11 protein-coding genes and 3 pseudogenes are annotated in these 12,625 nt (G+C 71.9%); 8 read left to right on the top strand and 6 right to left on the bottom strand.

From position 1 onward, the window contains the following. Nucleotides 1–40 precede the first annotated feature (40 nt). Complete coding sequence (locus AC3IYI_RS18435) at nt 41–1,030, top strand: EamA family transporter (protein WP_489411216.1); 990 nt, start codon at nt 41–43, stop codon at nt 1,028–1,030. Here AC3IYI_RS18435 and AC3IYI_RS18430 read toward each other — a convergent pair. Continuing rightward, complete coding sequence (locus AC3IYI_RS18430) at nt 991–1,182, bottom strand: hypothetical protein (RefSeq protein ID WP_489411215.1); 192 nt, start codon at nt 1,180–1,182, stop codon at nt 991–993. The genes AC3IYI_RS18435 and AC3IYI_RS18430 overlap by 40 nt on opposite strands. An 83-nt stretch (nt 1,183–1,265) precedes the next feature. Beyond that, nucleotides 1,266–2,477: an RNA-guided endonuclease InsQ/TnpB family protein gene (locus AC3IYI_RS18425; RefSeq protein WP_489411214.1), complete on the bottom strand. Its 1,212-nt coding sequence runs from the start codon at nt 2,475–2,477 to the stop codon at nt 1,266–1,268. 92 nt (nt 2,478–2,569) lie between these two features. Here AC3IYI_RS18425 and tnpA point away from each other — a divergent pair. Further along, a pseudogene (tnpA, locus tag AC3IYI_RS18420) lies at nt 2,570–2,865 on the top strand (IS200/IS605 family transposase); the annotation flags it as partial. On the opposite strand, the gene AC3IYI_RS18415 reads toward tnpA, so the two are convergent. The 3 genes from AC3IYI_RS18415 to AC3IYI_RS18405 all read right to left on the bottom strand — a co-directional run bounded on the left by AC3IYI_RS18415 (nt 2,784) and on the right by AC3IYI_RS18405 (nt 4,703). Then, entirely contained in the window at nt 2,784–3,107 is a 324-nt protein-coding gene (locus AC3IYI_RS18415; protein WP_489411923.1) for a hypothetical protein, read from the bottom strand. The pseudogene tnpA and the gene AC3IYI_RS18415 sit on opposite strands and share 82 nt — an antisense overlap. A 199-nt stretch (nt 3,108–3,306) precedes the next feature. Beyond that, nucleotides 3,307–3,513, bottom strand: coding sequence for a hypothetical protein (locus AC3IYI_RS18410; RefSeq protein WP_489411213.1), 207 nt, complete (start codon nt 3,511–3,513; stop codon nt 3,307–3,309). 89 nt (nt 3,514–3,602) lie between these two features. Next, nucleotides 3,603–4,703, bottom strand: a complete 1,101-nt coding sequence (locus tag AC3IYI_RS18405) for a helix-turn-helix transcriptional regulator (RefSeq protein ID WP_489411212.1) — start codon at nt 4,701–4,703, stop codon at nt 3,603–3,605. 464 nt (nt 4,704–5,167) lie between these two features. Between AC3IYI_RS18405 and AC3IYI_RS18400 the strand changes: the two genes are divergently transcribed. Together AC3IYI_RS18400 and AC3IYI_RS18395 are read left to right on the top strand one after the other, a co-directional pair. Beyond that, on the top strand, nt 5,168–5,290 hold the full coding sequence (locus tag AC3IYI_RS18400) for a hypothetical protein (RefSeq protein ID WP_489411211.1): 123 nt from the start codon (nt 5,168–5,170) through the stop codon (nt 5,288–5,290). 126 nt (nt 5,291–5,416) lie between these two features. Next, nucleotides 5,417–6,976, top strand: coding sequence for an IS1182 family transposase (locus tag AC3IYI_RS18395; RefSeq protein ID WP_489411551.1), 1,560 nt, complete (start codon nt 5,417–5,419; stop codon nt 6,974–6,976). A 233-nt stretch (nt 6,977–7,209) separates the two neighbouring features. Here AC3IYI_RS18395 and AC3IYI_RS18390 read toward each other — a convergent pair. Continuing rightward, nucleotides 7,210–7,721 (bottom strand): annotated as a pseudogene (locus AC3IYI_RS18390) (HAD family hydrolase); the annotation flags it as partial. A 316-nt stretch (nt 7,722–8,037) separates the two neighbouring features. Between AC3IYI_RS18390 and AC3IYI_RS18385 the strand changes: the two are divergent. The 4 genes and pseudogenes from AC3IYI_RS18385 to AC3IYI_RS18370 all read left to right on the top strand — a co-directional run bounded on the left by AC3IYI_RS18385 (nt 8,038) and on the right by AC3IYI_RS18370 (nt 12,619). Beyond that, nucleotides 8,038–8,853: a TIGR03084 family metal-binding protein gene (locus AC3IYI_RS18385; protein ID WP_489411210.1), complete on the top strand. Its 816-nt coding sequence runs from the start codon at nt 8,038–8,040 to the stop codon at nt 8,851–8,853. 68 nt (nt 8,854–8,921) lie between these two features. Then, nucleotides 8,922–10,268: pseudogene (locus tag AC3IYI_RS18380) on the top strand (acyclic terpene utilization AtuA family protein); the annotation flags it as partial. 180 nt (nt 10,269–10,448) lie between these two features. Next, nucleotides 10,449–11,024, top strand: coding sequence for an AtuA-related protein (locus AC3IYI_RS18375; protein WP_489411578.1), 576 nt, complete (start codon nt 10,449–10,451; stop codon nt 11,022–11,024). Further along, nucleotides 11,021–12,619 carry an acyl-CoA carboxylase subunit beta gene (locus tag AC3IYI_RS18370; protein WP_489411209.1) on the top strand — a complete coding sequence of 533 codons (1,599 nt, stop codon included), beginning with the start codon at nt 11,021–11,023 and terminating at the stop codon, nt 12,617–12,619. Before AC3IYI_RS18375 ends, AC3IYI_RS18370 begins: the two co-directional genes overlap by 4 nt. Nucleotides 12,620–12,625 lie beyond the last annotated feature (6 nt).

The raw sequence follows: 12,625 nt of genomic DNA, 5'->3' as shown, positions 1-12,625 counted from the left end.
CACGGACGCATGGTCCTTACCCACCCCCTAATCTGGATAAATGCCCGCACCCACCGCCACGCCCACCGAGCCCTCGCGAGCGAAGGCAACCGCCCCCGCCCCGGTCCCCGCCCCCGCGGACGGCTCCTTCCGGGCCCGCTTCGGCCCCGTCGCCCTGGTGGTCACGGCGGGCGTCTCGGTGCAGTTCGGCGCCGCCCTCGCGGTGATGCTCATGCCGCGGGCGGGCGCGGCCGGCGTGGTCACGCTGCGGCTCGCCGCGGCCGCGCTGGTGCTGCTGCTCGTCTGCCGGCCCAAGGTGCGCGGGTACTCCCGCTCCGACTGGTCGACCGTGGTGTGGTTCGGCGTGGCCATGGCCGGCATGAACGGTTTCATCTACCAGGCCATCGACCGCATCCCGCTCGGCCCCGCCGTCACCCTGGAGGTGCTGGGCCCGCTGGTGCTCTCCGTCGTGGTCTCCCGCCGCCTGCTGAACCTGCTGTGGGCCGGGCTGGCGCTGGCCGGAGTCGTCCTGCTGTCCACCCACGGCGGAGGCGGCCTCGGCGGGCTCGACCCGCTGGGCGTGGCCTTCGCCCTCGCGGCGGGCGGCATGTGGGCGGCGTACATCGTGTTCAGCGCGCGGACCGGCCGCCGGTTCCCGCAGGCCGACGGGCTGGCGCTGGCGATGGCCGTGGCCGCCGTACTGTCCCTGCCGCTCGGCGTGATCGAGGCCGGCTCGGCCCTGCTGCGCCCCAGCACCCTGCTCCTGGGCCTCGGCGTGGCGCTGCTGTCCTCGGTCCTGCCCTACACGCTGGAACTGCTCGCCCTGCGCCGGCTCCCGGCGCCGACCTTCGCGATCCTGATGAGCCTGGAGCCCGCGATCGCCGCGACGGCCGGGTTCCTGATCCTGAACCAGGCGCTGTCGGCGCTCGACGCGGTGGCGATCGCGCTGGTCATCGTGGCGAGCATGGGCGCGGTCCGCTCGCAGACCGGCCCGCGGAACGTTTCCGGTGCTCAGGCCGTCGTCAAGGGGTCCAGCGCGGGCAGGAACTGATCGTAGAAGCCGGCCTTGAGCCGTAGCGCCCGCTCCTCGATCTCCCTGAAGCCGTCCGCCCTGTCCGCCGCGTCCTCCCGGTCGCCTCGGGCGAGGAGCTCGGTCACCCGGGCGGCCAGCCGGTCGGAGTGGGTGTCGGAGAGCATGGACACGGTCGCGAGCGAGTGCGTCTTCGCGTCGTGGACCAGGTGCGGGTGTTGAAGTGCTCTCCCGGCTGAAGCCGGGAGATTCCTGCTTACCTTGCGGCAGCGGGCTTGACGCGCTTCGCGCGCCTGACGACTGCCCTCCCGGCAGCCGGGACGAGCGCGAGGCCCACCCGGTACAGGAGCAAGACGTTCCGGGCCGCGTTGTGGTCGGCGTTGCCCGACCAGCCGCAGTCCGGGTTCTTGCACACGAACACGGCCTGGGACTCCCGACTACCTGGGGTGGTGACACCACAGGCCGAGCAGCGTTGGGAAGTACCCGGGGCGGGAACCTTGTGCAGGGTGCCTCCGAGCCGGGCGGTTTTGTACGTCAGCATGGTGACCGTCCGGCCCCACGCCTCCCCGCTGATCGAACGGTTCAGCCCAGACTTCTGGGCGACGTTCTTCCCCGGCTCTTCGATGGTTCCCCTGGCGGACTTGACCATGTTCGTGATGGTGAGCGCTTCGACCACGATCGTGCCGTAGGTGCGGGCGATGGTGGTGGTCGTCTGGTGCTGCCAGTCCAGGGCCCTGCGCTTGGCTTTCGCGCGGAGTACTGCGATCTGGTCGTAGGTGTGGCGCAGCCGGCGGCTGGTCGGCTCGCCGGGCTTGCGCTGCTGCTTGCGCTGCGCAGCGTGCTGCTCCAGGCGCAGGAGCTTGGCCTGCTCCTTACCGGTCAGCCACTCGCCGTGCTCGTACGTCTCACCGTCTGAGAGGGCGATGGGCAGGGTGACGCCCACGTCGATGCCGACGTCCGGCCCTTGGTGGGATGCGGGCGTGGCTTCCAGGGTCTGGATGCGGAAGGCGATGTGCCAGCCGAGGGCGTCCTTGATCATCCGGGCCCCGGTGATCCGGTTCTCCGCGCCTGCGTGCTTGCCCACGGGCAGGTCCTTGGTCCACCGGAATCGGACCCGACCGATCTTGGGAATGTTGGCCATGCCCCAGCGGCGGTGCACGCGGGTGATGTTCAGGTCCCGGCCCTGCGGGATGTCCACGGACATCACCGTGCGGATGCGGCCCTTGAAGTTCGGGGCGTCCGCGCGGCCGTCCCAGCAGTTCTTCCACGCCAGTACATAGGTTTTCAACACCGCTTGCGCGGCCTGCGCGGGCAGGACAGCAAGAAAGACGATGTCCTCGCGGGCCTGGCGTATGGCGGCATCCGCGTTCGCGAGGGTCCGTTTTTCCTTCGGCATCATCTGCCACCAGGCGTGCAGCAGGTTCCACATGGTGCGGGCCGCGTGCGCCTGGCTATCAGTCTTCAACACCTCGGCAGGAGACAGCGCGAGCCGGGCGCGGTGCCCGAACTGTCGCTTGATTAAGGTGTTTTGGCTCACGATTGGGAACCTAGCGGTGGTTTGTGTCGCCGCGCTGGAATGCACATTCCGATGTCAGAAGCAGGCGCCATGTCTTCTGTAACCTGCACGTTCACTTGGTTTTCGGCACCAAGTATCGACGGAATGCGTTCGCCGGCGCCCTGCTGACCCGCACCGAAGGATCACGCGGGAGGTCTGCGTCGAGTTCGAGGCCGAGCTGAAACAGTTCAACGGCGAACAACGCCACCTGCTCGTGCGCTACCGGCCGAAAGTCCAGCCTTCCAAGCTGGTCATCTCCCTCAAGGGCGTCAGCTCCCGCAGGCTCCGACAGGAGTACAACATGATCGGCGTCGGTGTGGCGACCTGCGCTTCGACCACGTCGAGCTTGCTCAGGCGGTCGATCTCCAGCAGGAGGAACACGGTGACCGTGCTCAGGATGAGCAGGGTGACCTTGGGGAGCGCGCCCCCGGGAGCGAGCGCGTCGAGCCACCCGAAGAGGTCCGCGAACAGGACCACGACGCCCGATATGGACATCAGGGCCAGCGCGATCCGTTCCACCCGATAACGAACGCCGACACTCATGTCGCTCCAGCCCCCGTGCCCGGTACCTGGTACCTCGTGCCCGTCGTGGTCGGCGATGAGGCTATACCGACTCCCGTTGTTCCAGGGAGGTTTGATGGGTGGGGTGGGGTGGGGGTGGGGTGGGGCGAGTTCAGGCCAAGCCGATCCCCTGCGCTCCCGTCCCGTCCCGTCCGGTCCCGTCCGGTCCCGTCCGCTCCGGTCAGTTCCGGATGACGTCGCCGGCCGGCCCGGGCGCCACGTCGGCGTGCTGGACGTTCGCCTCGACGTGGGTCGTCCCGGACACCCAGGAGCCGGAGCCGGCGGCGTCCCCGTCCGGGAGGTCCTGGCCCCAGCCGCTGGCCATGGCCACGCCCAGCGCGAGCGCGCTCAGGGCGGCCGTGGCGAGGTACATCCGACGAGTCGTCATGCGGGGAGCATCCCAGCCGCCCGCACCGGAGGGAAGACCTCAGACGAACGCGTCCGTGGCCCGATCTCATCCCTGCCTCACCCCCTGCCTCATCCCTGCTGGTCCGTGCCCGCGCCCGCATCCCCCGTCGTCCCGTAGCGCGCTGCCGTCGCGGCGGCTGCCGCTCCGATGCGCCGTCGCAGGGCGGCCGGGGCGAGTACCTCCGCCTCCGCGCCGAGCGCCAGGAACTGCGCCTCCGCGTGGTCCTGCGACTCGATCGGCAGGACCACCCGTGTCCACCCGGGCAGTCCCGGGTCCGAGGTCCCGGTGGCGGCGAGGGCCCTGGCCTGGGCGCCGGTCAGCCGGGCGGCCGCGCGCGCGGAGACCCGTACCTCCGCCTCCTCCGGGTGCAGCCGCTCGTGGAACTCCGCCTGGCTGCGCCGCCAGTGGGCCGCCAGCTCGAAGCCGTCGGGGAGCGTGCATTCCCCGCCGGTCTCCCGTACGGCCAGGATCTGGTCCACCCTGTAGGTGCGCGGGGGGTCGGGCGTGCCGGGCGTGCGGGGTGCACTTTCCACACTTTCCGCACTCTCCACACTCTCCGCACTCTCCGCTCTCTCGGCGTTCGCCGCGTTCTCCGCACGCTCCGTGCCCGCGACCAGGTACCAGCGCCCCGCCTTCAGGACCAGCCCGTACGGGGCCAGTCGCCGGTCCACCTCGTGGGGTTCCTTCCAGCGCCGGTACCGGACCTCGACGACCCGCCCCCGCCACACCGCGTCGGCGATCCGCCCCAGGTGAGGGGTCTCCTCGTGCTCCGCGTACCAGCCGGGCGCGTCCAGGTGGAACCTCAGCCGCATCCGGTCGGCCTGCGCACGCAGCTCCGCGGGCAGGGCGGCGCGCAGCTTCAGCTGGGCGGTGGACAGGGCGCGGCCGAGGCCGAGTTCCGCGGCCGGTCCCGGCAACGAGGTGAGGAAGAGGGCCTCCGCCTCCCCTGGGGCCAGCCCGGTGAGGCGGGTGCGGTACCCGTCGAGGAGCTGGTAGCCGCCGCTGTGCCCGGCGTCGCCGTACAGCGGGACACCGGCGGCGGCCAGGGCCTCCGCGTCGCGGTAGACCGTACGGACCGACACCTCCAGCTCCTCGGCGAGCTCGGCGGCGGTCATCCGGCCGCGGGTCTGGAGCAGGAGCAGGATCGAGAGCAGCCGGCTGGACTTCACTGGGACTTCACTGACACATGGTGTCAGTGAAGTGCTCCTACGGTTCCCCCATCAGCGCAGGAACAGCAGAGAACAGCAGAGAACAGCAGAGATCAGTTGGTGGGGAGACCGCACATGAACGACTTCGACTTCCTCGTCGGTACCTGGGACGTGTCCAACCGGTGGCTCGCCGACTTCCTGGACGCGGACAGCGGCTGGGAGGCGTTTCCGGCGGTGTCCCGGATCACCCGCCACTTCGACGGCGCCGCGAGCTTCGACGAGATCGAGTTCCCGACGAAGGGATTCGCGGGGCTGACCCTGCGGCTCTACGAGCCCGAGCGCGAGCGGTGGACCCTGAACTGGGTCAGCCGCCGGACCGGAACGCTCTTCCCTCCCGTCACCGGACGGTTCGACCCGGCCACGGGGACGGGCGTCTTCGAGGGCGAGGACACCCACGGGGGCAAGGACGTCCTGGTGCGGTTCGTGTGGTCGCGGACGGAGACGGACTCCCCGCGCTGGGAGCGGTCTTCTCGGCCGACGGGGCCGAGACCTGGGTCCACAACTGGACGATGGACCTCAGCCGCCGGGCGGTCGGCGCCGTCGCGTGATTCCTTCTGCCCGGCTGCGTGTCAGAGGAGCCCTAGAAGGCTGATGAAGATGTTGGGTTCTGGCCCCGCCGCGTCAGCGGCGGGGCCAGACTCGTTGTTGTGGTTCAAGGGGAGTGGGTCGGAGAGCTGGTCGGGCCCGATGTGTGGGCGACGTGCCGGGAGTTGATTCCGGCTGGGAGTGTGTTCGCGTTCCTGGCCGAGCACCGTGGCCGGTTGTTTCCCGCGGAGATGTTCGCGGATATGTATCCGTCGGCGAACGGGCGGCCGTCCATGCCGCCGCAGATCCTGGCCGCCGCGATCACGGTGCAGGCCCTGCATGGCCTGTCGGACTTCGAGACGGTCCAGGAATTACGCTGTGACCTGCGGTGGAAGGCCGCGTGCGGGCTCGGTCTGCACGACATGGCGTTCAATCCGTCGCTTCTGGCGTACTTCCGCCGCCGGCTGGCCCGCTCGGCCCGCCCGAACCGCGTGTTCGAAGCGGTCCGCGAGGTCGTGAAGGCCACCGGGGCACTGAAGGGCAAGCACCGCCGGGCACTGGACTCCACGGTTTTGGACGACGCGGTCGCCACCCAGGACACCGTCACCCAGATCGTCTCTGCGATCCGGGCGGTGATCCGGGCGGTCCCCGGCGCCGCCGAGGTGGCCGCGGTGCAGTGCACGGCCCACGACTACACCGACCCGGGCAAACCCCGCATCGCCTGGAACGACGTCCAGGCCCGCGCCGACCTGGTGGATTGCCTGGTCGCGGACGCACTGCGGCTGCTGGGGCACCTGCCCGAGCAGCAGCTCGGCGAGAAGGCCGCCGGCGCGGTCGGCCTGCTGGCCTTGGTCGCCGGGCAGGACGTCGAGCCCGCCGACGGCTCCGACGGCCGCGACGGACGGTGGCGCATCACGCGAGGGACCGCCCCGGGCCGCATCGTCTCCACCGTCGATCCCGAAGCCCGCCACGTCCACAAGACCCGCAGTCATCAGCAGGACGGATACAAGGCACACCTCGCGGTCGAGCCCGAGACCGGCCTGTTCACCGCCGTCGCACTGCGTCCCGGCTCGGGGGCCGAAAACCACGAGGCAGCCGTCGGCCTGGATCTGCTCGCCGATGAGGAACAGCCGGTTCACGCCTTCGGCGACACCGCCTACTCCACCGGCGACGCCTGCAAGGTTCTGGAGGGGGCCGGTCACCGGCTGTTCCTCAAACCCGCCCCGCTGCGGGCGGCCGTTCCCGGCGGTTTCACCCTCGAGGACTTCGCCATCGACACCACCTCGGCGACCGTGACCTGCCCCCAAGGACACACCGTCCCGCTCTCCGATCCCGGCGGACAGCACCATCAGCGCAGAGCCACTTTCAAGGATCTGTGCACCGGATGCCCCCTGCGCGAGCGGTGCACCAAAGCCAAAGCAGGCCGGATCCTGACCATCCGCCCCCACCACGACCAGCAGGCGGCTGCCCGCCACCAGGCCGCCACCGATCCCGACTGGCAAGCCGCCTACCGCCGCTGGCGACCACCCGTCGAACGCGCCGTCGCCTGGATCGTCCACCGGGGCAACCGCCGACTCCGATACATCGGCACCATTAAGAACGACACCTGGCTCCACACCCGAGCAGCCGCCCTCAACCTCCGCAGACTGATCAACCTCGGACTCACCAACACCAACGGCACCTGGCACCTCGCCCCAGCCGGCACATGAACGCGAGCGGCTGCCCGGCCTCCGGCCGGACAGCCCCTCAACAAGATCTTCATCAGCCTTCTAGAGCCTGTCGTCAAACTCCCGTCGTCGCCCGAAGGGCGGCCGCGCGGCGTCTGGTGCGTGCTCTCGGCGCGCCGGGCGAAAGTACGCGTACTGGACGTACTCGGGCTTTCGCCCGGTGCGGCGAGAGCGCGTGCCAGGCGTCGCGAGGCAGACGGGAGTTTGACGACAGGCCCTAGCGGCCCGAGCGCCGAGCTCAGTCCGCTCGGCCGCTGCGCCACGGGCAGGTGCTCGACCAGTCGGACCGGGCAGCCCAGCGCCGCGGCCCCCGCATCCGCGACGGCGTCGTCGCCGACCATGAGCACGTCCGCGGGCGCCGCCCCGAGGGCTTCGCAGGCGATCCGGAACAGGTGGGGGTCGGGCTTCTGGACCCCGTGTTCGAAGGAGAGCACGTACGCGTCGACGAACCGGTCGACCCCGTGGGCAGCGGCACCTCTCGGGTGAGGGCGGTGTAGGCGGTCCGGTGCTGCGCCGGGCTCAGGTCCCGCTCCCGCCACAGCGGCTCCAGCCGGGCCGGCAGCCGCCGGGGTGACGCGCCGCCGGGAAGGGCGCCCGCCTCTTCCAGCAGGGCGGCGCAGGCGATGAGTTCGGCCTCGGGCAGGTCGATTCCGGCGTCCGCGACGACTGCGCGCAGCCAGTCCTCGGTGGGCTCGACGCGGAAGAGGGTGCCGGAGAAGTCGAACATCACGCCTTTGACGGCGCCCGCGAGCGCGTCCGAGCCCGCGCCGGTGCCCACGTCCGTGCCCGCGTCCGCGTCCGTGCCCGCGTCCTTACCCACGTCACTGTCCTTGCGACCCACATCGCTGTCCTTGCGCTCGGCCATGACGTGGATCCTCGCCGCGGGCCCACGTCCGCGCAAGCCCCGTCCGCCCGCCGGGTGGGCACCCCAAGTCCCCGGCCACCCGCCCCCGTTCGCGTCCGCCAAAAATAATGCAAGCACGCTTGATTGTTTTCGTGGCGGCTGCCACGCTTCCCCTCACGCCGAGAAGGGGAGCGCACCCGTGCCCGATCCGTCCGCTGTCGAGAACGTCTTCGCCGTCTTCGTCGATCTCCGCGAGGAGGGGCGGGAACTGGACTCCCTGGTCGGGGAGTTGTCCGCCCCCGACTGGGCGAAGCCCACGCCCGCGCCCGGATGGAGCGTCGCCCACCAGATCGCCCACCTGCACTGGACCGACCGGGCCGCGCTGCTCGCCCTCACCGACGCCGCCGCCTTCGCGGGGCTCGTCGAGGAGGCCCTGAAGGCCCCCGACTCCTTCGTCGACGCGGGCGCCGAGGAGGGCGCCGCACTGGCCCCCGCCGAGCTGCTCGCCCGTTGGCGGGGCGGCCGGGCCGCACTCGACGAGGCCCTCGCCGCGGCCTCGCCCGACGCCAAGTTCCCCTGGTACGGGCCGCCGATGAAGGCCGCGTCGATGGCGAGCGCCCGCCTGATGGAGACCTGGGCACACGGCCAGGACGTGGCCGACGCCCTCGGGGTGCGCCGCGTACCGACGGACCGGCTGCGGCACGTGGCGCGGATCGGAGTGCGGGCGCGCGACTACGCGTACGCGGTACGGGGACTGCCCGCGCCGGCGGGGGAGTTCCGGGTGGAGCTGACGGCTCCGGGAGCCCCCGGCGCGGTGTGGACGTACGGCCCCGAGGACGCGCCGCAGCGGGTCACCGGCCCGGCGCTCGACTTCTGCCTGCTGGTGACCCAGCGCGCCCACCGCGCCGACCTGGCCCTGACGGCGTCCGGCCCCGACGCCGACCGCTGGCTCGACATCGCCCAGGCCTTCGCCGGCCCGGCGGGCCCGGGCCGCGCGCCGGGGGCCTCCCGGTGACCCGGCGCCCCCTGCTGATCGGCAACGCGTCGGGCTTCTACGGAGACCGCTTCGACGCCCTGCGCGAGATGCTTAACGACGGCCCCCTCGACGTACTGACCGGGGACTACCTGGCCGAGCTGACCATGCTGATCCTGGGCCGCGACCGCCTGAAGAACCCGGAACTCGGCTACGCCAAAACCTTCCTGCGCCAGCTGGAGGAGTGCCTCGGCCTCGCCCACGAGCGGGGCGTACGGATCGTCGTGAACGCGGGCGGCCTGAACCCGGCGGGACTCGCCGGAGCGGTACGCGCGCTGGCCGCGAAGCTGTCCGTCCCCGTCGCGGTCGCGCACGTGGAGGGCGACGACCTGATGCCGTACCCGCTGCTGCCGTCCGGGGAGGGCGCGCTCACCGCGAACGCCTACCTCGGCGGCGCCGGGATCACGGCCTGCCTGCGGGCGGGCGCGGACGTGGTGGTGACCGGCAGGGTCACCGACGCGGCCCTGGTGAGCGGGCCCGCGGCATGGTGGTTCGACTGGGCGCCCGACGACCACGACCGGCTGGCCGGGGCGGTGGTGGCGGGCCACGTACTGGAGTGCGGCACCCAGGCCACGGGCGGCAACTACGCCTTCTTCACCCGGCACGACGTGTCCCGGCCGGGGTTCCCGCTGGCGGAGATCGCCGAGGACGGCTCGTCGGTCATCAGGAAGCACACGGGCACGGGCGGAGTCGTCTCCGTCGGCACGGTCACGGCGCAACTCCTCTACGAAACCCAGGGAGTCCGCTACCTCGGCCCCGACGTGACGGCCCGCCTGGACACGGTCCGGCTGACGCAGGCCGGCCCGGACCGGGTGGCGATCTCGGGCACCCGCGGGGAAGCCCCGCCCGCCACCCTCAAGGTGGGCGTGACCCGCATCGGCGGCTGGCGCAACGAGGTCGTGTTCGTCCTGACGGGCCTGGACGTGGACGCGAAGGCGGCGTTGGTGCGGGAGCAGTTGGCCGCACTGCTCGCGCCGGTGGAGTCGGTCTCCTGGACGCTGTCCCGCACGGACCACGAGGACGCCCCGACCGAGGAGACGGCGAGCGCGCTGCTCCGCCTGGTGGTCCGGGACCCGTCCCCCGACCGGGTGGGCCGCGCCCTGACCTCGGCCGCCATCGAACTGGCCCTGTCCAGCTACCCGGGCTTCCACGTCACGGCCCCGCCGTCCCCGGCCCAGCCGTACGGAGTCTTCGAGTCGACCACCGTCCCCGTCGGCGAGGTCCCCCACACGGGAGTCCTCGCGGACGGCACCCGGCTGCGGATCGGGGTGAACCGTGGCCCTGCGGGGCACGTCCCCTCCCCGCCCTTCCCCCATCCCCCAGACTCCGTCCGGGGGGACCCCCAGCCGGGCTCCGCCCAGACCCGCGCCTCAAGCGCCGGCGCGGCTGAAGGATCGCCTCAAACGCCGGCGGGGCTGGGGTTGCCCGGCGGCGCCGAAAGTCCGGTTCCGTCTGCACATTCAGCCCCTCCGGCGTTTGAGGAGCGGGGGCCCGGGGGCGGAGCCCCCGAAGGGGCCGGGGCGGAGCCCCGCCCCGGGGGTCCGGGGGCGCAGCCCCCGGTTTCGGGAAGGGGCGGGGTGGGGGAAAGCCCCGCAGGGCCCACCGCCCCCGAGCCACAGGCCCCGGCCACCTCCGAGCCACAGGCCCTGGCCACCTCCGAGCCGCAGGCCCTGGCCACCCCCGGGCCGCAGGCCCTGGCCGCCCCCGATCAGGCGGCGCCGACGGCGCCCCCCGCCCCCACCCGCAGGGTGCCGCTCGGCACCATCGTCGGAGCCCGCAGCGGCGACAAGGGCGGGGACGCCAACGTCGGCGTGTGGGCCGAGAGCGACCCTGCCTGGGAGTGGCTCCACCGCACCCTCACCGTCGAAGCCTTCAAGGCGCTGCTCCCCGAAACGACCCCACTGGAAGTGACCCGCGCCGAGCTCCCCAACCTCCGCTCCCTCAACTTCACCGTCACCCGGATCCTCGGCGACGGCGTGGCCTCCGGCCACCGCTTCGACCCCCAGGCCAAGGCCCTCGGCGAGTGGCTCCGCTCCCGCCACGTGGACATCCCCACAGCCCTGCTGGAACCGCCCACGGGGACGCCCGTAGCCCTCCCGCCGCCGCCCGCGGAGATCCCCGTACTCACCACCACCCCGGAGGGGACCCCGTGACCCGCCTCAAGAGCGCCGTCGACCCGCTCGCCCCCGAGCACGCGCAGGCCCGTACCGCCGCCCTGGAACGCCTCGCCGAGCTCGATGCCGTGCACGCCACCGCCCTCGCCGGCGGCGGCGAGAAGTACACCGCCCGGCACAAGACCCGCGGCAAGCTCCTCGCTCGCGAGCGCGTCGAGCTGCTCCTCGACCCCGACACCCCCTTCCTGGAGCTGTCCCCGCTGGCCGCCTGGGGCAGCGACTACCCGGTGGGCGCCTCCATCGTCACCGGAATCGGCACCGTCGAGGGCGTCGAATGCCTGGTCACCGCCAACGACCCCACCGTCCGCGGCGGCGCCTCGAACCCCTGGACGCTCAGGAAGGCCCTGCGGGCCAACGAGATCGCCCGCCAGAACCGGCTCCCCTGCATCAGCCTCGTCGAGTCCGGCGGTGCCGATCTTCCCTCCCAGAAGGAGATCTTCATCCCGGGCGGCGCCATCTTCCGCGACCTCACCCGGCTCTCGGCCGACGGCGTCCCCACCATCGCCGTCGTCTTCGGCAACTCCACCGCCGGAGGCGCGTACATCCCCGGCATGTCCGACCACACCATCATGATCAAGGACCGCTCCAAGGTGTTCCTGGGCGGTCCGCCGCTCGTCAAGATGGCCACCGGCGAGGAGAGCGACGACGAGTCCCTCGGCGGAGCCGACATGCACGCCCGGACCTCGGGCCTCGCCGACTACTACGCCCTCGACGAGCACGACGCCATCCGTCAGGCCCGCCGCGTCGTCGCCCGCCTCAACCACCGCAAGGCCCACCCCGATCCGGCACGCGCCGAAGAACCCCTCCACGACCCGGAGGAACTCCTCGGGATCGTCCCCGCCGACCTCAAAACCCCCTTCGACCCCCGCGAGGTCATCGCCCGCATCGTCGACGCCTCCGACTTCGACGAGTTCAAGCCCCTCTACGGCACCAGCCTGGTCACCGGCTGGGCGAGCCTCCACGGCTACCCGGTCGGGATCCTCGCCAACGCCCAAGGAGTGCTGTTCAGCGCGGAATCGCAGAAGGCGGCCCAGTTCATCCAGCTCGCCAACCAGCGCGACATCCCGCTCCTCTTCCTCCACAACACCACCGGCTACATGGTCGGCAAGGAGTACGAGCAGGGCGGCATCATCAAACACGGCTCGATGATGATCAACGCGGTCTCGAACTCGAAGGTCCCCCACCTCTCCGTCCTCATCGGCGCCAGCTACGGAGCCGGCCACTACGGCATGTGCGGCCGCGCCTACGAGCCCCGCTTCCTCTTCGCCTGGCCCAGCGCCAAGTCCGCGGTCATGGGCCCCGCCCAGCTCGCCGGAGTGCTCTCGATCGTCTCCCGCCAGTCCGCGGCCGCGAAGGGACAGCCCTACGACGAAGAGGCCGACGCCGGCATGCGCGCCTTCGTCGAGGCGCAGATCGAGGCCGAGTCCCTGCCGATGTTCCTGTCCGGACGGCTGTACGACGACGGGGTCATCGACCCCCGCGACACCCGCACCGTCCTCGGCCTGTGCCTGTCGGCCGTCCACAACGCCCCCGTCGAGGGCGCCCGTGGCGGCTTCGGCGTCTTCCGGATGTGAGCCCGC

The organism is Streptomyces sp. GL_148, assembly GCF_057834205.1.
This window is presented reverse-complemented; position numbering and strand designations above follow the sequence as displayed.

Excerpts from the sequence above, each read along its gene's own strand:
- AC3IYI_RS18435 (WP_489411216.1), top strand. The coding sequence starts at position 41 with ATGCCCGCACCCACCGCCACGCCCACCGAGCCCTCGCGAGCGAAGGCA.
- AC3IYI_RS18415 (WP_489411923.1), bottom strand. The coding sequence starts at position 3,107 with ATGAGTGTCGGCGTTCGTTATCGGGTGGAACGGATCGCGCTGGCCCTG.
- AC3IYI_RS18410 (WP_489411213.1), bottom strand. The coding sequence starts at position 3,513 with ATGACGACTCGTCGGATGTACCTCGCCACGGCCGCCCTGAGCGCGCTC.